The organism is Kitasatospora sp. NPDC059408 (genome assembly GCF_042751525.1).
GTDB lineage: Bacteria > Actinomycetota > Actinomycetes > Streptomycetales > Streptomycetaceae > Kitasatospora.
Genome location: NZ_JBHYWI010000039.1, coordinates 57603 through 75363, shown reverse-complemented (window position 1 = coordinate 75363; position 17761 = coordinate 57603). Strand labels below are relative to the sequence as shown.

General features: G+C 71.0%; 17 protein-coding genes and 1 riboswitch. Of the genes, 8 read left to right on the top strand and 9 right to left on the bottom strand.

Features of this window, described 5'->3' with window-relative positions:
• Positions 1 to 2: 2 nt before the first annotated feature.
• From ACFXDE_RS25010 to ACFXDE_RS25000, 3 genes are all read right to left on the bottom strand, one after another.
• A complete protein-coding gene (locus tag ACFXDE_RS25010; RefSeq protein WP_380496987.1) occupies positions 3 to 1415 on the bottom strand; it encodes an aminotransferase class V-fold PLP-dependent enzyme in 1413 nt (470 codons plus the stop codon).
• A 52-nt stretch (positions 1416 to 1467) separates the two neighbouring features.
• A riboswitch (SAM riboswitch) is annotated at positions 1468 to 1585 on the bottom strand.
• A gap of 109 nt (positions 1586 to 1694) precedes the next feature.
• Positions 1695 to 2771, bottom strand: a complete 1077-nt coding sequence (gene trpD, locus ACFXDE_RS25005) for an anthranilate phosphoribosyltransferase (RefSeq protein ID WP_380496986.1) — start codon at positions 2769 to 2771, stop codon at positions 1695 to 1697.
• A gap of 116 nt (positions 2772 to 2887) precedes the next feature.
• The gene (locus ACFXDE_RS25000; protein ID WP_359967869.1) at positions 2888 to 3313 is read right to left on the bottom strand and encodes a hypothetical protein; all 426 of its coding nucleotides are present in this window, start codon (positions 3311 to 3313) and stop codon (positions 2888 to 2890) included.
• Positions 3314 to 3711: 398 nt separating this feature from the next.
• On the opposite strand from ACFXDE_RS25000, the gene ACFXDE_RS24995 reads away from it, so the two are divergent.
• From ACFXDE_RS24995 to ACFXDE_RS24975, 5 genes are all read left to right on the top strand, one after another.
• A complete protein-coding gene (locus ACFXDE_RS24995) occupies positions 3712 to 4332 on the top strand; it encodes a heme-copper oxidase subunit III (protein WP_030301107.1) in 621 nt (206 codons plus the stop codon).
• 187 nt (positions 4333 to 4519) lie between these two features.
• A complete protein-coding gene (locus ACFXDE_RS24990; protein WP_380447432.1) occupies positions 4520 to 5329 on the top strand; it encodes a c-type cytochrome in 810 nt (269 codons plus the stop codon).
• Positions 5330 to 5337: 8 nt separating this feature from the next.
• Positions 5338 to 6390 (top strand): Rieske 2Fe-2S domain-containing protein, encoded by a 1053-nt coding sequence (locus ACFXDE_RS24985; protein ID WP_380496985.1) that lies wholly within the window; start codon positions 5338 to 5340, stop codon positions 6388 to 6390.
• Complete coding sequence (locus ACFXDE_RS24980; protein WP_380496984.1) at positions 6387 to 8045, top strand: cytochrome bc complex cytochrome b subunit; 1659 nt, start codon at positions 6387 to 6389, stop codon at positions 8043 to 8045. Before ACFXDE_RS24985 ends, ACFXDE_RS24980 begins: the two co-directional genes overlap by 4 nt.
• A 112-nt stretch (positions 8046 to 8157) precedes the next feature.
• Complete coding sequence (locus ACFXDE_RS24975) at positions 8158 to 8529, top strand: GntR family transcriptional regulator (protein ID WP_380437681.1); 372 nt, start codon at positions 8158 to 8160, stop codon at positions 8527 to 8529.
• Between the two features lie 77 nt (positions 8530 to 8606).
• Here the strand turns inward: ACFXDE_RS24975 and ACFXDE_RS24970 are convergent, their stop codons facing one another.
• From ACFXDE_RS24970 to coxB, 4 genes are all read right to left on the bottom strand, one after another.
• On the bottom strand, positions 8607 to 9866 hold the full coding sequence (locus tag ACFXDE_RS24970; protein ID WP_380496982.1) for an Ig-like domain-containing protein: 1260 nt from the start codon (positions 9864 to 9866) through the stop codon (positions 8607 to 8609).
• 170 nt (positions 9867 to 10036) lie between these two features.
• Entirely contained in the window at positions 10037 to 10453 is a 417-nt protein-coding gene (locus ACFXDE_RS24965) for a cytochrome c oxidase subunit 4 (RefSeq protein WP_380437677.1), read from the bottom strand.
• Positions 10453 to 12228: a cytochrome c oxidase subunit I gene (gene ctaD, locus ACFXDE_RS24960; protein WP_380437675.1), complete on the bottom strand. Its 1776-nt coding sequence runs from the start codon at positions 12226 to 12228 to the stop codon at positions 10453 to 10455. The genes ACFXDE_RS24965 and ctaD overlap by 1 nt, the downstream gene beginning before the upstream one ends.
• Positions 12225 to 13079, bottom strand: coding sequence for a cytochrome c oxidase subunit II (gene coxB, locus ACFXDE_RS24955; protein WP_380437673.1), 855 nt, complete (start codon positions 13077 to 13079; stop codon positions 12225 to 12227). The genes ctaD and coxB overlap by 4 nt, the downstream gene beginning before the upstream one ends.
• Positions 13080 to 13444: 365 nt before the next feature.
• Here coxB and ACFXDE_RS24950 point away from each other — a divergent pair, with 365 nt between their 5' ends.
• Entirely contained in the window at positions 13445 to 14941 is a 1497-nt protein-coding gene (locus ACFXDE_RS24950; protein WP_380496981.1) for a cysteine desulfurase/sulfurtransferase TusA family protein, read from the top strand.
• Here ACFXDE_RS24950 and ACFXDE_RS24945 read toward each other — a convergent pair.
• Positions 14934 to 15911 carry a carbohydrate kinase family protein gene (locus tag ACFXDE_RS24945; protein ID WP_380437669.1) on the bottom strand — a complete coding sequence of 326 codons (978 nt, stop codon included), beginning with the start codon at positions 15909 to 15911 and terminating at the stop codon, positions 14934 to 14936. The genes ACFXDE_RS24950 and ACFXDE_RS24945 overlap by 8 nt on opposite strands.
• Positions 15912 to 16168: 257 nt before the next feature.
• Between ACFXDE_RS24945 and ACFXDE_RS24940 the strand changes: the two genes are divergently transcribed.
• Both ACFXDE_RS24940 and ACFXDE_RS24935 read left to right on the top strand, forming a co-directional pair.
• Positions 16169 to 16378, top strand: a complete 210-nt coding sequence (locus tag ACFXDE_RS24940) for a hypothetical protein (protein WP_380437667.1) — start codon at positions 16169 to 16171, stop codon at positions 16376 to 16378.
• Between the two features lie 103 nt (positions 16379 to 16481).
• On the top strand, positions 16482 to 17180 hold the full coding sequence (locus tag ACFXDE_RS24935) for a hypothetical protein (protein WP_380496980.1): 699 nt from the start codon (positions 16482 to 16484) through the stop codon (positions 17178 to 17180).
• Between the two features lie 96 nt (positions 17181 to 17276).
• On the opposite strand, the gene ACFXDE_RS24930 is transcribed toward ACFXDE_RS24935, so the two are convergent.
• Positions 17277 to 17630 carry a HesB/IscA family protein gene (locus ACFXDE_RS24930; RefSeq protein ID WP_380437663.1) on the bottom strand — a complete coding sequence of 118 codons (354 nt, stop codon included), beginning with the start codon at positions 17628 to 17630 and terminating at the stop codon, positions 17277 to 17279.
• Between the last annotated feature and the right edge of the window lie 131 nt (positions 17631 to 17761).

The following is a 17761-nucleotide window of genomic DNA, read 5'->3' as shown; positions in this document are numbered from 1 at the left end:
CCTCAGTCCTCACGGCGAGTGTCGGCGACGCAACGGCCGCCCTCGTTCCGGTAGTTCCACGCCGCGCCGTCCGTGACCAGCTCGCGGACGGCGGTCAGGAAGCGGTCGACGTGCTCGTCCGGGGTCCCGGCGCCGAAGCTGACCCGGATGGCGTTCAGGCTGCGCTCGCCCGGCAGCGACGGCTCCGGCGCGCCGCACTCGGACGGCGCCACGTCCTCGTCGCCGAGCAGCGTGCGCACCAGCGGGTGCGCGCAGAACAGCCCGTCGCGCACGCCGATGCCGTACTCGGCGGAGAGCGCGGCCGAGAAGTGCGAGCTGTTCCAGCCCCGGACGACGAAGGACAGCACGCCCACCCGCGCCGAGTCGGAGCCGAACAGGCTCAGCACCTTGACCTGCGGGATCGCCGCCAGCCCGGCCGTGAGCCGGGCGATCAGCGCCTGCTCGCGGGCCTCCAGCGCGTCGAAGCCGGCCTCGCTCAGCGCCCGGCAGGCGGACGCGATGGCGTAGGCGCCGATGACGTTCGGCGAGCCGGCCTCGTGCCGGGCCGGGCCGGTGTGCCACTGGACGGCCACCGAGCCGTCGGCCTCCCGGGCCACCGTCCGGGTCGCGCCGCCGCCGGCCAGGTACGGCTCGGCCGCGTCCAGCCAGTCCGCCCGGCCGGCCAGCACCCCGGCGCCGAACGGCGCGTAGATCTTGTGGCCGGAGAAGGCGATCCAGTCGACGTCCAGCTCGGCCACCGAGACCCGGTGGTGCGGGGCGAGCTGCGCGGCGTCCAGCACCACCCGGGCGCCGTGCCGGTGCGCGGTCGCGGTGAGCTCGGCGACCGGCCACAGCTCGCCGGTGACGTTCGAGGCGCCGGTGACGCACAGCAGCTTCGGGCCCTCGGGCGCCCCGGCGAGCGCGGCGTCCAGCGCGGCGACGGCCTCGGCGTGCGAGCGGGGAGCGCGCAGGTAGGCGACGTCGAGCCCGGCGTGGGCCCAGGGCAGCAGCGAGGCGTGGTGCTCGGTCTCGAACGCGAACACCCGGGTGCCGGCCGGCAGCGCGGCGGCGAGCAGGTTGAGCGAGTCGGTGGTGGCCCGGGTGAAGACCACCTGGTCGCCCTCGCGCAGGCCGAGGAACTCGCCGACGGTCCGGCGGCTCTGCTCGAACAGGTCGGTGGACAGCTGCGAGAGGTACCCCGCGCCGCGGTGCACGCTGCCGTAGTAGGGGGCGTACGCGGCGACGTCGTCCCACACCCGCTGCAGCGCCGGAGAGCTGGCCGCGTAGTCGAGCGGCGCGTAGCCGACCTTCTCGCCGTTGACGAGCGGCACCTGGACGTCGTGGCCGAGGACGGCGAGGGGGGCGTTCGAAAGGGGGCGGGCGGAGCTCGTCGCAAGAAGGGCGGTGGTGGGCGACGGCTGGGCGGCGAGAGACATGAGGATGCACTCCTTCGGAGGTCGAGGGACCCCGGGAGTGCTAGTCGTCGGGCGTCCGCGCTTGCCTCGCGGACGGTTCGCCGCGTGGCCCGGTCCTCACCCAGGGCACCCCGCCACGGACGGAGGGTTGCCGGACAGCAAGCTGGGGCTTGTCGCTGTCACTCATGACCTGGACAGGACTCTAGGTCGCGTCCGCCCGGTGGTCAAACAGGCATCCACCATCCGGACAGCCGAAGGGGCCCGCGGCGACGAACTGCCACGGGCCCCTCAACTCGCTTGTCAGTCCCGGCCGGTGGCCTCCGACCAGCGCCGCAGCAGCTCCTGCGCCGCGCCCGAGTCCACGGCCGCCGCGGCCCGCTCCATGCCGGCCGCCAGTTGCTCGGCGAGCGGCGCGTCCGTCAGGTCCAGCGCCACCAGCGCCGCCGCCGTGTTGAGCAGGACGGCGTCCCGCACCGGCCCGCGCTCCCCGGCCAGCAGCCGGCGCGCGACCTCGGCGTTGTAGGAGGCGTCCGCCCCGCGGAGCGCCTCGATGCCGACGAGCTCGATGCCGACGTCCCGCGGGTCGAAGGCGGTCTCGGTGACGATGCCGTCCCGCACGATCCACACCTGCGACGTCGTGGTGACGGTCAGCTCGTCCAGGCCGTCGTCGCCGCGGAAGACCAGCGCCGTGGAGCCGCGCCGGGCGAGGACGCCCGCGATCAGCCCGGCGAGCCGGGTGTCGAAGCAGCCGACGGCGTGCGCGGTGACCTTCGCCGGGTTGGTCAGCGGGCCGAGGATGTTGAACGCGGTCGGCACCCCGAGGTCGCGCCGGGCGGTGGCGGCGTGCCGCATCGACGGGTGGAACTTCGCCGCGAAGCAGAAGGTGAGCCCGACCTCCTCGGCCACCTCGGCGACCCGCCGGGCCGACAGGTCCAGGGCGATGCCGAGCTTCTCCAGCACGTCCGACGACCCGCTCGCCGAGGAGGACGCCCGGTTGCCGTGCTTGACCACCTTGGCACCGGCGGCCGCCGCGACGATCGCGGACATCGTGGAGATGTTGACGGTCTTGGCGCGGTCGCCGCCGGTGCCGACGATGTCCACCGCCGGGCCCGGGATGTCCAGCGGCTCGGCGTGCGCGTACATCGCGTCCACCAGGCCGCTGATCTCGTCGACCGTCTCGCCCTTGGCCCGCAGCGCCACCATGAACCCGGCGACCTGGACGGGGGACGCCTCGCCGCTCATGATCCGGTCCATCGCCCACGCGGTGGCCGAGCGGTCGAGGTCCTCCCCCTTCAACAGCGCCGCCAGGAGGTCCGGCCAGGTGCGGACCACCTGCGCGGGGTCGGTACCACCGTTCGCAGGGTTCACGTTCACCATGGCTGACTCCAGCTGTTGTCGGTTCCCCCAGGGGGGACGTCCGTACGGATGGAGTCAGCCTATCGAGCGGCGGGGTACCTCCGGCCCTGTCTTCTCTAGTACTGAGACGGCGCCGCTCAGCGCGTCGCGGGGGCCCGCTTGGCCAGGCGCGCCCGCAGCAGCGTGGCCACCGCCCCGGCCAGCGCGACCGGGTCGACCGGGCGCGAGATCGCCGCGTCGGCCCGGCTCCAGGCGGCCAGCCAGGAGTCCTGCGGCCGGCCGATCAGCACCAGCACCGGCGGGCAGCCGTAGATCTCGTCCTTGAGCTGGCGCCCGAGTCCGAGCCCGCCGGCCGGCACCGCCTCGCCGTCCAGGATGCAGAGGTCGACGCCGCCCTTCTCCAGCGCCCGCAGCACCGCGGGGGTGGTCGCGCACTCCAGGTAGGACAGCTCCGGCAGATCCTCGGCGGGCCGGCGGCCGAGCGCCGTCAGCACCTGCTCGCGGGTGTTGCGGTCGTCGCTGTAGACGAGGACGGTGAGCGTCTCATCGGTCGTGTACGCCATTGACCCTGCTCCCTCAAGTGTGATCCGGACCACGTTCGCCTGACCCGGATGCTACTCCGGATCACCCCCGGCCGAGCCCTCCCCCGCGCGCGTTCCTCCTCAAGGCGCCGCGCCCGGGGCTCACCCGCCCGGAGGACGCCCCGTCACCCGGGCACGCGCAGTCCACCCGGACGGCCGACAGCCGGGCCCGCTCCCCTACCTCCGGGCACTGCGCCGACCGTGCATCGACACGCTGGGCAACGGGGTCCAAGGGCCCTCCGAGGAACCGTCAGAAAAGGGACACGCCGCTGCTCAGGTACCGTCCGGGCACCTGGGTGCCCCCCAAGCGGGCATACCGCACGCACCGGACACTCCGAGGGAGACCCCCCGGCGTGAAGACGGAATAAGGGACCGACATAATGTCCGTCGTGGCGACAGCAACAGCAGTAGAAACCGGGCACGCGCACGGATCGGTCAACCGGCCGAACATGGTCAGCGTCGGAACGATCGTCTGGCTCAGTTCCGAGTTGATGTTCTTCGCGGCCCTCTTCGCGATGTACTTCACGCTCCGCTCCGTCAAGGGGCCGGAGTTCTGGACCGAGAAGGCGCACGCCCTCAACGTGCCCTTCTCCTCGGTCAACACCACGATCCTGGTGCTCTCCTCGCTGACCTGCCAGCTCGGCGTGTTCGCCGCCGAGCGCGGGGACGTGAAGAAGCTCCGCTCGTGGTTCGTCATCACCTTCGTGATGGGCGCGATCTTCATCGGCGGTCAGATCTTCGAGTACACCGAGCTGGTCAAGAAGGACGGCCTCTCGCTGTCCTCCGACCCGTACGGCACGGTGTTCTACCTGACCACCGGCTTCCACGGTCTGCACGTGACGGGTGGTCTGATCGCCTTCCTGCTGGTCCTGGGACGGACGTACGCAGCCAAGCGCTTCACGCACGAGCAGGCCACCGCCGCCATCGTGGTGTCGTACTACTGGCACTTCGTCGACGTCGTGTGGATCGGCCTGTTCGCGACCATCTACCTGATCAAGTAACCAGCTGATCAGGTCGCTGGCCACCGGCTGCGGCCCCCGCCCTCACCGGCGCAGGGCCGCTTCTGCCGGTGCCGACGCTCCCACCGACCGACCGCGCGCGCAGCCCTAGCCGGGCCGCCTCGTGCCGGCCAGACCGGCAGCCGGGTGCACCCACCAGTCGACCAGATCCTGACACCGGGGTTATTCCGTGAAAAAGCTCTCCGCACGACGGCGCCACCCATTGGCGGCGCTGGTCGTCCTACTTCTCGCCCTGGCGGCAACCGGGGGGCTGTACGCCGTGTTCGCGCCCGCCGGCAAGGCGCAGGCCGACGTCGCCGCGCAGTCGCTCGCGATCGACGAGGGTAAGAAGCTCTTCGCCGTCGGCTGCTCCTCCTGCCACGGCCTGAACGGCGAGGGCAGCAGCGACGGCCCGAGCCTGGTCGGCGTCGGTTCCGCCGCCGTCGACTTCCAGGTCGCCACCGGCCGCATGCCGGCCCAGCAGCCCGGCTCGCAGGTCCCGCGCAAGAAGAACATCTACTCGCAGGCCGAGATCGACCAGCTCGCCGCCTTCGTGGCCTCGCTCGGCCCCGGCCCGGTGACGCCGACCCAGGAGCAGTACACCTCGACCAACCCCGAGGACATCTCCAAGGGTGGCGAGCTGTTCCGCACCAACTGCGCCCAGTGCCACAACTTCGCCGGCCAGGGTGGTGCCCTGACCAAGGGCAAGTACGCGCCGTCGCTGGAGGGCGTGGACGCCAAGCACATCTACGAGGCCATGCAGACCGGCCCGCAGAACATGCCGTCGTTCCCGGACACCACCATGCCCGAGGAGCAGAAGAAGCAGATCGTGGCCTTCGTCCGCCACACCACCAACGATGAGCCCAACCCCGGCGGTCTCACGCTCGGCAGCCTCGGTCCGGTGACCGAGGGCCTGTTCGGCTGGATCTTCGGTCTCGGCGTGCTCATCGCGGTCGCGATCTGGGTCGCCGCCCACACCCCCAAGGCCAAGAAGTCATGAGCCACGACATGTCAGAAGAGAAGCTTCCGGAGCACCACGGCTCCGCCGGCGAGGTCGCCGAGCACGGCGACCCGTTCGCCGACCCGGGCCTGCCGGCCCACGAGCCCCGTCGCACCGACATCGACGAGCGGGCCGCCAAGCGCGCCGAGCGCCAGGTGTCGCTGATGTTCGTGATCTCGATGATCGCCACCATCGGCTTCATCGCGTCGTACGTGGGCATCGACCCCGACAAGATCGTCTACATCTTCCCGCTCGGTCACGTCAGCGCGCTGAACTTCGCGCTCGGCCTGACCCTGGGCGTCGCGCTGTTCCTGATCGGCGCGGGCGCGGTCCACTGGGCCCGCACCCTGATGTCGGACGTCGAGCTGCCGGCCGAGCGTCACCCGATCGAGGCCGACGACGAGGTCCGCGCGGACGTCATCGACCAGTTCAAGACCGGTGCCGCCGAGTCCGGCTTCGGTCGTCGGAAGATGATCCGCAACACCCTCATCGGCTCGATGGCGCTGGTCCCGCTCTCCGGCGTGGTCCTGCTCCGCGACCTCGGGCCGCTGCCCGAGAAGAAGCTGAAGGAGACGGGCTGGAAGGAGGCGACTCCGGCCAAGCCGCTGCAGCTCATCAACATGAGCACCAACCTGCCGATGAAGGCCGACGACATCGTCATCGGCTCGCTGACCTTCGCCATGCCCGAGGGGCTGCACGTCCACGACGAGGACTTCCAGCAGGCCATCGCCAAGGACGCCCTGATGCTGGTGCGCATCGCGCCGGACGACATCAAGGACGACAAGTCCCGGGAGAAGGGCTTCGAGGGCATCCTCGCCTACTCGAAGATCTGCACCCACGTCGGCTGCCCGATCAGCCTCTACGAGCAGCAGACCCACCACGCGCTCTGCCCGTGCCACCAGTCGACCTTCGACCTGTCGGACGGCGCGCGCGTCATCTTCGGCCCGGCCGGCCACCCCCTGCCGCAGCTGAAGATCACCACTGACGAACAGGGTCACCTGGTCGCCACCGGCGACTTCGAAGAGCCTGTCGGCCCGAGCTACTGGGAGCGTGCTCGATGAGTAGCGCGAGCAGCACCACCTCCGGTGCCGCCAAGCCCACCAGCACGCGCGCCAACCCCGCCAACAAGTGGGAGGCCGCGGCTGACTGGACGGACGGCCGGCTGGGGATCTACTCCCTCGCCAAGGCCAACCTGCGCAAGATCTTCCCGGACCACTGGTCCTTCATGCTGGGCGAGATCTGCCTCTACTCGTTCGTCATCATCATCCTGACGGGCGTGTACCTGACGCTGTTCTTCAAGCCGTCGATGGCCGAGGTCGTCTACAACGGCTCGTACGTGCCCCTCAAGGGCATCGGCATGTCCGAGGCGTACGCGTCGACCGTGAACATCAGCTTCGAGGTCCGCGGCGGTCTGCTGATCCGCCAGATCCACCACTGGGCCGCCCTGGTCTTCGTGGCGGCGATGCTCGTGCACATGATGCGCGTGTTCTTCACCGGTGCGTTCCGCAAGCCGCGTGAGATCAACTGGGTCTTCGGCTTCCTGCTGCTGGTCCTGGGCATGTTCGACGGCTTCTTCGGCTACTCGCTCCCGGACGACCTGCTGTCGGGCACCGGTATCCGCTTCATGGAAGGCGCGATCCTCGCCGTCCCGCTGGTGGGCACCTACATCCAGATGTTCCTGTACGGGGGCGAGTTCCCCGGCACCGACATCATCCCGCGGTTCTTCACGATCCACGTGCTGCTGATCCCGGGCATCATGCTCGGCCTGCTGGTGGCTCACCTGATCCTGGTCTTCTACCACAAGCACACCCAGTGGGCGGGCCCGGGCAAGACCGAGAAGAACGTCGTCGGCATGCCGCTGATGCCGGTCTACATGGCCAAGGCCGGTGGCTTCTTCTTCCTGGTGTTCGGCATCATCGCCGCCATCTCGGCGATCGCGTCGATCAACCCGATCTGGGCGTACGGCCCGTACCGCCCCGACCAGGTGTCGACCGACGCCCAGCCGGACTGGTACATGGGCTTCTCCGAGGGCCTGATCCGCGTCATGCCGGGCTGGGAGATCAGCCTGTGGGGCCACACCCTGAACCTGGGCGTGTTCGTCCCGCTGATGATCTTCCCGCTGGTCCTGGTCGCGATCGCGGTCTACCCGTTCATCGAGGGCTGGATCACCGGCGACAAGCGCGAGCACCACATCCTGGACCGCCCGCGCAACGCCCCGGTCCGCACCGCCCTGGGCGCCGCGTGGATCAGCCTCTACCTGGTCCTGCTGATCGGTGGTGGCAACGACCTGTTCGCCACGCACTTCCACCTGTCGCTGAACTCGATCACCTACTTCGTGCGCGCCGGCTTCTTCGTGGTGCCGGTCATCACCTTCATCGTCACCAAGCGCTGGTGCCTCGGCCTCCAGCGCCGTGACAAGGAGAAGGTGCTGCACGGCCGCGAGACCGGCGTCATCAAGCGCCTGCCGCACGGCGAGTTCGTCGAGGTGCACGCCCAGCTGCCGCAGAAGGAGCTGTTCAAGCTCACCGCGCACGAGCAGAACCAGCCGGTCCAGCTGCCGGCCCAGACGGACGAGAACGGCGTGGCCGCCAAGGCCGGCGTCTTCACCCGCACCCGGGCCAAGCTGTCCCGCGGCTTCTACGGCGAGGGCAGCCAGATCCCCAAGCCCACCGCCGAGGAGCACCACGAGATCACCAGCGGCCACGGCCACCACTGATCCCGTCCGCACCGCAGCGCCACACCCGAGGGCCGCTGACCAGAGTTCTTCTGGTCGGCGGCCCTCGGGCTTTGCCGTCTCCCCAGCCCCCAGGCACCCTCAGGAGCCCATCGTGCAGCTGTCCGTCGACCCCGCCTCCGCCACTCCCCCGTACGAGCAGATCCGCGCCCGGATCGCCGAGCTGGCCCGCTCGGGCGAACTGCCCACCGGGCTGCGGCTGCCCACCGTCCGGGCGCTGGCCGAGGAGCTGGAACTGTCCGCCGGGACGGTCGCCCGCGCCTACCGGGAGCTGGAGGCCGACGGCGTCGTGGAGACGCACGGCCGGCGCGGCACGCTGATCGCGTCCACCGGCGACACCGCGCACCGGCTGGCCGCCGAGGCGGCCACCGAGTACGCCGAACGGGTGCGCCGGCTCGGGCTGTCGCGCGGGGACGCCCTGGCGGCGGTGGACACCGCGCTGCGGGTCGCGTTCCCGGAGGACTAGGGAGGACCAGGAGGACCGGGAGGGCCGGGAGGGCCGGGAGGGCCGGGAGGACCTGCGGAGGGCCTGCGGAGGGCCGCTCAGACCTCCGGGCGGATCATCCCCGTGGCGGGGGCCTGGGAGGCCGCGACGGTGGTGCTGAAGGGCTTCCCGAGGGAGCTGTGCTTGACCCAGTCCGCCCAGGACACGTTCCAGTCCCCGAAGCCGTTGCCGAACGGCTCCATCGTGGCGCCGTGGCTGTTGACCACCGTCACCAGGTCCCCCACCCGGGTGTTGTCGTAGAACCACTTCGCGTTGTCGGTGCTCATCCCGGTGCAGCCGTGGCTGACGTTCTCGTAGCCCTGCGAGCCGACCGACCACGGCGCCGCGTGGACGTACTCGCCGCTCCACGTCACCCGGGTGGCCCACTCGACGTTGAGGTCGTAGGCCTCCGAGCTGCCCGCGGATATGCCGATCGTCTCGCCGTTCATCCGCACCGAGCGCTCCTGGCCGAGCACCACCTTGACGCCGTTGCGGGTGTCGAAGCCGGGCTTGCCGGTGGTCACCGGGATGGTCCGGATCACCTCGCCGTCGCGCTTCAGGGTGAGCTCGTGGGCGGCGGCGTCGATCACCGACTCGACCCGGGCCCCGATCCGCAGCTTCAGGCTGCTGCGGTCGCCGCCGTACAGGCCGTCGGCGATCCGGGTGCCGGTGCCGTCGAAGGCCAGGCCGACGGTGGTGCCGACGGGCCAGTACTCCTCCGGGCGGAAGTGCAGGTTCTTGTCGTCCACCCAGTACCACGCGCCGGTGACGGCGGGCTGGGAGCTGACCGTCAGGGCCTGCTCGACCTCCTGCCGGGCCTGCGGGTCCTTGACGGCCTCGGAGAGCTGCACGGTCAGCGGCTGGCCGACCCCGTACACGCCGCTGCCGGAGGAGTCCGGGCCGAGCTTCGCGGTCAGCAGGCGCTGGGCGGCGAGGGTGCTGAAGTCCTGGGTGGTCTCGCCGCGCCCGCCCCTGCCGTCGTCCGCCGCGATCCGGACGCTGTACGACGCCGAGGCCTTCAGCCGGCCGGTCGTCTGCCAGCTGCGCTGGTCGTCCGCGAGCCTGCCGGCCACCACCCGGCCGTCCGGGCCGACCACGGTGACGTCGGTCAGCCTGCTGCCGGCGACGGCGGTCACGGTGACCGACTGGGCCGGGTCGACCTTGCCCTCGGCCGAGAGGTGGACCAGCCGCGCCGCGTCGACCTTGTGCGGGCCGGTGCGATCGTCGTCACCACCGGCCGAGCAGGCGGCGAGCGGGGTCAGTACTGCGAGGGCCAGCGAGATGCCGCCGAGACCCGCTATTCCGCGCCTGTCGGCCATGACCGCCTCCGGGGGTTCGCACGATTGATCAGATCGTAGGAACGCCTTGCCGTGGAGCGACATCCGAGCGACCCCGCGTTCACCCGGGTGAGTGAGGGGCTCACCCCGGGGACGCAACAGGGGCCGGACCTCCCGTGTGGGAGGTCCGGCCCCTGCCGGTGCGGCGGAACCTACTGGTTCTGGTTCTCGCCCCGGTAGAACTCGAAGACCCAGCCGAACAGACCGATCAGGATGATCGGGATCGACCAGAACAGCAGCCACCAGCCGAAGATCACGCCCATGAAGGCCAGCGAGCCGCCGATGGCCAGCGAGAGCGGCTGCCAGCTGTGCGGGGCGAAGAAGCCCAGCTCACCGGCGTCGTCCGCGACCTCGGCCTCGGGGTTGTCACCCGCGCCGCTGTCCACCCGGCGGGCGGTGAAGGCGAGGTAGTACCCGATGAAGGCGCACAGCGCGAAGGCCAGGAACAGCGCCGTCGTGCCGGCGGCCTCGACGCCGTGGTCCGAGTGGGTCGTCCACAGGCCGTAGGTGATCGCCATCGCCAGGACGAAGACCGCCAGGCCGAGGAAGATCTTTCCCTGTTCCTTCATCAGGCGTCGCCGTCCTTCTTGCCCTTGCCCAGCTGCGGGGCGTCGTACTTCGCCGGGGTCACGCCAGCGAGGTGCTTGGCCTCCTCACCGTGGTTCTCCAGGTAGTCCAGCGCGGCGATCTCCGGGTGGTGGAGGTCGAAGGCCGGGGATTCGGAGCGGATCCGCGGGAGGGTGAGGAAGTTGTGCCGCGGCGGCGGGCAGGAGGTCGCCCACTCCAGCGAACGGCCGTAGCCCCACGGGTCGTCGACCTCGACCTTCTCGCCGTACTTGGCCGTCTTCCAGACGTTGTACAGGAACGGCAGGATCGACATGCCGAGCACGAACGAGCCGATGGTCGAGACGGTGTTCAGCGTGGTGAAGCCGTCCGAGGCCAGGTAGTCGGCGTAGCGGCGGGGCATGCCCTCCGCGCCGAGCCAGTGCTGCACCAGGAAGGTGGTGTGGAAGCCGAAGAACAGCGTCCAGAAGGTGATCTTGCCGAGGCGCTCGTCCAGCATCTTGCCGGTCATCTTCGGCCACCAGAAGTGGAAGCCGGCGAACATCGCGAAGACGACGGTGCCGAAGACCACGTAGTGGAAGTGGGCGACGACGAAGTACGAGTCCGAGACGTGGAAGTCGATCGGCGGGGAGGCCAGCAGGACGCCGGTCAGACCGCCGAAGAGGAAGGTGACCAGGAAGCCGACCGTCCAGAGCATCGGGGTCTCGAAGCTCAGCGAGCCCTTCCACATGGTGCCGACCCAGTTGAAGAACTTCACACCGGTCGGGACCGCGATCAGGAAGGTCATGAAGGAGAAGAACGGCAGCAGCACCTGTCCGGTGACGTACATGTGGTGCGCCCACACCGTCACGGACAGACCGGCGATCGCGATGGTGGCCGCGATCAGGCCGGAGTAGCCGAACATCGGCTTGCGGCTGAAGACCGGGATGATCTCCGACACGATGCCGAAGAACGGCAGCGCGATGATGTACACCTCGGGGTGACCGAAGAACCAGAACAGGTGCTGCCAGAGCAGCGCACCGCCGTTGGTCGGGTCGAAGACGTGCGCACCGAACTTGCGGTCCGCCTCCAGGGCGAACAGCGCGGCGGCCAGCACCGGGAAGGCCAGCAGGACCAGCACCGCGGTCAGCAGGACGTTCCACACGAAGATCGACATGCGGAACATCGTCATGCCCGGAGCGCGCATGCAGATGATCGTGGTGATGAAGTTGACCGCACCGAGGATCGTGCCGAAGCCGGAGAAGGCCAGACCCATGATCCACATGTCGCCGCCGACGCCCGGCGAGTGCACGGCGTCCGACAGCGGCGAGTAGGCGAACCAGCCGAAGCTCGCGGCGCCGTTCGGGGTGAGGAAGCCGGCGACCGCGATGGTCGAGCCGAACAGGTACAGCCAGTACGCGAACATGTTCAGACGCGGGAAGGCCACGTCCGGTGCGCCGATCTGGAGCGGCATGATCCAGTTCGCGAAGCCCGCGAACAGCGGGGTCGCGAACATCAGCAGCATGATCGTGCCGTGCATCGTGAACGCCTGGTTGAACTGCTCGTTCGACAGGATCTGGGTCCCGGGACGAGCCAGCTCGGCACGCATGACCAGGGCGAGGATGCCACCGATCAGGAAGAAGGCGAACGACGTGCCCAGGTACAGGGTGCCGATCGTCTTGTGGTCAGTGGTCGTGAGCCACTTGATGATGGTCGCACCCGGCTTGCGGGTCCGCTGCGCCCCGACCGTGACGGCCTCGGCGCCCCCGCCGGCCGCGGCGGGCTCGTTGAGGATGGTCACTTCTCTTCACTTCCCATGGAGATGACGCCCGAGGGCACCGCGCCGGCCTGGCCCTTGGCCCGGAGGTCAGCCAGGTGCTTGTCGTAGTCGGCTCGGTCGACGACCTTGACGTTGAACAGCATGCGCGAGTGGTCGGTGCCGCAGAGCTCGGCACACTTGCCCCTGTACTCGCCCTTGACGGTCGGCGTGACCTCGAACTTGTTCACCACGCCCGGCACGACGTCCATCTTCATCATGAAGTTGACGGGCCAGAAGTCGTGGATGACGTCACGCGAGGTGAGACGGAACTGGACCGTCTCGTTGACCGGCAGCCACAGCGTGGGCGCGTCCTTGGGGGTGCCCACCTCGTACGCGGCGTCCTTGTTGGCCGGGTCGGGGTTCTCGGTGTTCTCGTAGTTGAACGCCCAGCTCCACTGGAAACCGACCACGTTGACGTAGTGCTGCGGCTTCGCGGAGACGGCGGTCAGCTTGTTCTCGTCGCGGGCGACGAAGTAGAAGAGCACCGAGACGATGATGATGGGGACCGCGGTGTAGAGCGCCTCGATGGGCACGTTGTACCGGGTCTGCGGGGGGATCTCCACGCCGGTGCGGCTGCGCCGGTGGAAGATCACGCTCCAGATGATCAGACCCCACATCAGTACGCCGACCACCAGCGCCGCGATCCAGGAGCCCTGCCACATCTGAAGGACCATGGGTCCTTCCTTGGTGACGGGGCTCGGGAGGCCAAGCCTGGGGAGGTCGTTGGCCGAGCAGCCGGTGGCGGTCGCGATGACGAGGCCCAGTGCCAGCGCCTGAGGCAGCTTCCGCCGCATCGTGCGCCGCGGCGAGCGGTCGGAGCCGTTGGGACTCACGTAGCGCCTTCCCGAAGTCTCGCCCGCCTTCGCGTCGCCCCGAGGAGGACTGCCCTCCCCGGCGACCCGTCCACGGGCACGGTTTGAATGCTTATGCGGGCCAAACCCTACTCCAGCCTTATGCGCTCCTGACGGGCAGCCCCCGGTAACGCGCCGCCCGGTCGCCCGATCAGGCCCGGCAGGGGCTGCGCCGCAGGTCACCGCAGGCATTCGAGGTCCGTACCCCCGATCGGGGGATGACCTCCCGCAACGTGGGTGACGGTCCGTCGGACGCGGACGAAGCGGACATTCGGGATGATCGACTGACGGGCGGTGAGCACCTGCGCCGGGCTCCGGAGCGGCCCGGCGTGTCGTTAAATGTGACCGTGTACTTCGACGTGGCTTCGACGGCGCCGCTCCACCCCGTCGCGCGGCAGGCCCTGACCGCCGCGCTGGACGAGGGGTGGGCCGATCCGGCGCGACTGTACCGGTCCGGACGGCAGGCCCGGATGCTGCTGGACGCCTCCCGCGAGACGGTCGCCGAGGTGCTCGGCGCCCGGGCCGACGAGATCTCCTTCACCGCGAGCGGCACGCAGGCCGTCCAGCTCGGCATGCTGGGCGCGCTGGCCGGGAACCGGCGGCGCGGCGGGCACCTGGTGCACTCGGCGGTGGAGCACTCCAGCGTGCTGCACGTCGCCGAGAAGCACGAGGCGGCCGGCGGATCCGTCTCGGTGGCGCCGGTGGACCGGGCCGGCCGGGTCGCCGCGGACGGCTTCGCCGGGCTGCTCCGGGAGGACACCGCGCTGGCCGCGCTGCAGAGCGCCAACCACGAGGTGGGGACGGTCCAGCCGGTCGAGGAGGTCGCCGGGCTCTGCCGCGAGGCCGGGGTCCCGCTGCTGGTCGACGCCGCCCAGAGCGCCGGCCGGGTCGGCGTGCCCGCCGGGTGGTCGCTGCTGGCCGCGAGCGCGCACAAGTGGGGCGGGCCGCCCGGGGTCGGGGTGCTGGCGGTGCGCAAGGGCGTCCGGTACGCCTCGCCGCTGCCGGCCGACGAGCGCGAGGGCGGCCGGGTGCCCGGCTTCGTCAACGTCCCGGCGATCGTGGCGGCCGCCGCCTCGCTGCGGGCCGTGCGGGCCGAGGCCGAGCGGGAGAACGCCCGGCTGCACGCGCTGGTGGAGCGGATCCGCAGCCGGGTGCCGCAGCTGGTGCCCGAGGTCGAGGTGGTCGGCGACCCGGTGCGGCGACTGCCGCACATCGTCACCTTCTCCTGCCTGTACGTGGACGGCGAGGTGCTGCTGACCGAGCTGGACCGGGCCGGTTTCGCCGTCTCCTCCGGCTCGTCGTGCACCTCGTCCACGCTGACGCCCAGCCACGTGCTGGCCGCGATGGGGGTGCTCACCGAGGGGAACGTCCGGGTCTCGCTGCCGTACGGGACGGCCGAGGCGGACGTCGAGCGGTTCCTGACCGTCCTGCCGGAGCTGGTGGCCGGCGTCCGGGCGCCGCTCGGGCTGGACCTGCCGGCGCCGGAGCCGGCCGTGGGGACACCGCCCCGAGCCGAAGGGCGGGCCGGTGCCGAGAGCGAAGGAGCGGGGGAGCGAGGAGTTTCGGCACCGGACAGCCGGAGGGCGCGCCCGGAGGCGAGCGGGCGAGTCACAGTGATCGACGCGCTCGGCAAGCGCTGCCCGCTGCCGGTGATCGAGCTGGCCAAGCGGATCGGCGAGGTGCCGGTGGGCGGCACGGTCGCCGTGCTGGCGGACGACGAGGCGGCCCGCCTCGACATCCCGGCCTGGTGCGGGATGCGCGGCCAGGAGTACGCGGGCGAGGCCCCGGCCGCCGACTACGGCGGCGACCGGGGCTCGGCCTACCTGGTGCGGCGGACTACTTGACCAGGTGCGAGCGGACGTCCGCGGCGGCGTCGGCGCCGTAGGCGTTCTCGAAGCGCTTCAGGAAGGCGGCCGGGCGCAGCTCGTACTCCTGGGTGCCGACGGTCTCGATCACCAGGGTGGCGAGCATGCAGCCGAGCTGGGCGGCGCGCTCCAGCTCCAGGTCCCAGGAGAGGCCGGTGAGGAAGCCGGCCCGGAAGGCGTCGCCGACGCCGGTCGGGTCGGCCTTGGTCTCCTCGGGGGCGCAGCCGACCAGGATGGCGGGCTCGCCCTTGCGCTCGATGCGCACGCCCTTGCTGCCGAGGGTGGTGATCCGGGTGCCGACCCGGCCGAGGATCTCGTCGGCGTCCCAGCCGGTCTTGCTCTCGATCAGCGCGGCCTCGTACTCGTTGGTGAACAGGTACGCGGCGCCGTCGACGATCTCGCGGATGTCGTCGCCCTCCAGGCGGGCCAGCTGCTGGGAGGGGTCGGCCGCGAAGGCGTAGCCGCGGGTGCGGCACTCCTGGGTGTGGCGGACCATCGCCTGCGGGTCGTCCGCGCCGATCAGGACGAGGTCCAGGCCGCCGACGCGGTCCGCGATCGGCTTCAGCTCGATGCTGCGGGCCTCGGCCATGGCGCCGGTGTAGAACGAGGCGATCTGGTTGTGGTCCTCGTCGGTGGTGCACATGAACCGGGCGGTGTGGCGGGTCTCGGAGATGTGGACGGACCGGCAGTCCACGTTGTTGCGCTCCAGCCAGCTGCGGTACTCGGCGAAGTCCGCCCCGGCCGCGCCGACGAGGATGGGGTTCAGCCCGAGCACGCCCATGCCGAACGCGATGTTCGGGGCGACGCCCCCGCGGCGGATGTCCAGGGTGTCGACCAGGAAGGACAGCGACACGGTGTGGAGCTGCTCGGCGACCAGCTGGTCGGCGAACCGGCCGGGGAACGTCATCAGGTGGTCGGTAGCGATCGAGCCGGCGACGGCGATGCGCACGGGAGGTCTCCTCAGGATGGCGGCAGGGCCATGGGCGAGCGGGGTTGTTAACCCGTTCACGGTACCGGGCGGGCGCCACGAGGTCCCACGAGTGCCGGAAATGGCACCGGCTGCGGGCGAACGTGTACTACCTCCGAGTAGCACTGGTGGGCGGGAAGAACGTGGTCCTAGGTTGGCCGCAGGGGCGCGCCGGACCGGCCGGCCCCGGTGACCGCGGCAGTGCGGCCGCGGCACGACCCGGATCGGAGCGGTGCCCGATGATGCCCAGCCCTTCCTCGCTCCCCGTGCTGCGCGGCGACGCGGACGGCGAGACGCTCGACGCCCTGGTGGACTCCTCCCGGCGGCTGCGCCGGTTCTGGCCACTGCTGGCGGCCGGCCCCCAGCCGAGCGCCCCCTCGCTCGCCGGCTTCCGGGTGCCGTCCGGCGCCCAGCGGCTGGTCGCGGGGATGGCCGAGTACGGCAACTGAGGCTTCCTGGGGCCCGGACGGAACCGGATCCGTCCGGGCCACGTCACATCCGCGCGGAGCGGCCCCGGAGGCGGCACCGCTGAGCCCTCGGGAGGATGTGCACATGGAGCAGGAGAGGATGCCGCGCGGTCGGCGGGCGGTGGCGCTGGCGGGTCTGGTGCTGGCGGCGGCGGTGACGGTGGCCGGGTGCAACGGGGACGGCAAGTCGTCCTCGGAGGCGGCGGCCACGGCGACGGCCGCGGCGACGGCGACGGGCTCCCCGGTGGCGCCGGTGCCGTCCGACGGCGCGTCGGCCGGCGCGTCCGCGGGCGCGCCCACCGCAGGCGCCTCCGGCGGGCCGGCCTCGTCGGCCACGGCTCCGCCACCGGCCGGGACGACCCCGGGCTCGGTGCCGCCGACCCCGGCGCAGCCGACGGGGGCCACTCCCCCGGGACCCGGCATCGCGGTCGGCGAGCCGAACCCGAACGGGCCGTCGCCGGCGGCGCGTCCGGCGGTCACCTACCGGGTGGACGGCAGCAACAAGCTGACCGTGTACTTCTACGGCGGGGTGTGCCAGCAGTACGCGCTGAAGGCGGACGAGTCGCGCCCGGGCCAGGTGGACGTCAAGGTCGTCGTGGCGGCGCCGGTGAAGTCCGGGCAGGTGTGCAGCGAGCTGGCCAAGCGGCAGACGGTGACGGCCGACCTGCGCGCGCCGCTGGCGGGGCGGACGGTGAACGACCTGTCCACCGGCAACGCGCTCCCGCTGGAGGCGGACCCGCACATGGGCCCGGACCCGGTCTCGCCGGACGGTGCCGCGAAGTAACGGGAGAAGCAGCCGGACGCGGGCACGACGAAGGCGGCCCCGGGGTGCTCCCCGGGGCCGCCTTCGTCAGTCGTTCGAGCGCTGAGCCGCCGGGGCCTAGCTGAACGAGTCGCCGCAGGCGCAGGAGCCCGTGGCGTTCGGGTTGTCGATCGTGAAGCCCTGCTTCTCGATGGTGTCGACGAAGTCGACGGTGGCGCCGCCCAGGTACGGGGCGCTCATCCGGTCGGTGACGACCTTCACACCGCCGAAGTCCTTGACGACGTCGCCGTCGAGCGAGCGCTCGTCGAAGAACAGCTGGTAACGCAGGCCGGAGCAGCCACCGGGCTGGACGGCGACACGCAGCGCGAGGTCGTCGCGGCCTTCCTGCTCCAGCAGGGCCTTGACCTTGCCCGCGGCGGCATCGGTGAGGAGGATGCCACTCTCTACGGTGGTCTCGTCCTGGACGGTCATCTGCTTTCTCCCGGTCTTTGAGAACGGTCTGCCGCCAGTGCCAACCAAAGGCCGTCCGGATTCATTTCCCTGACGGCTGTGGTTTTGCGGCCTCTCGGCGGCGGATTTTCCGTGGGCCGGGTGTGCCACCC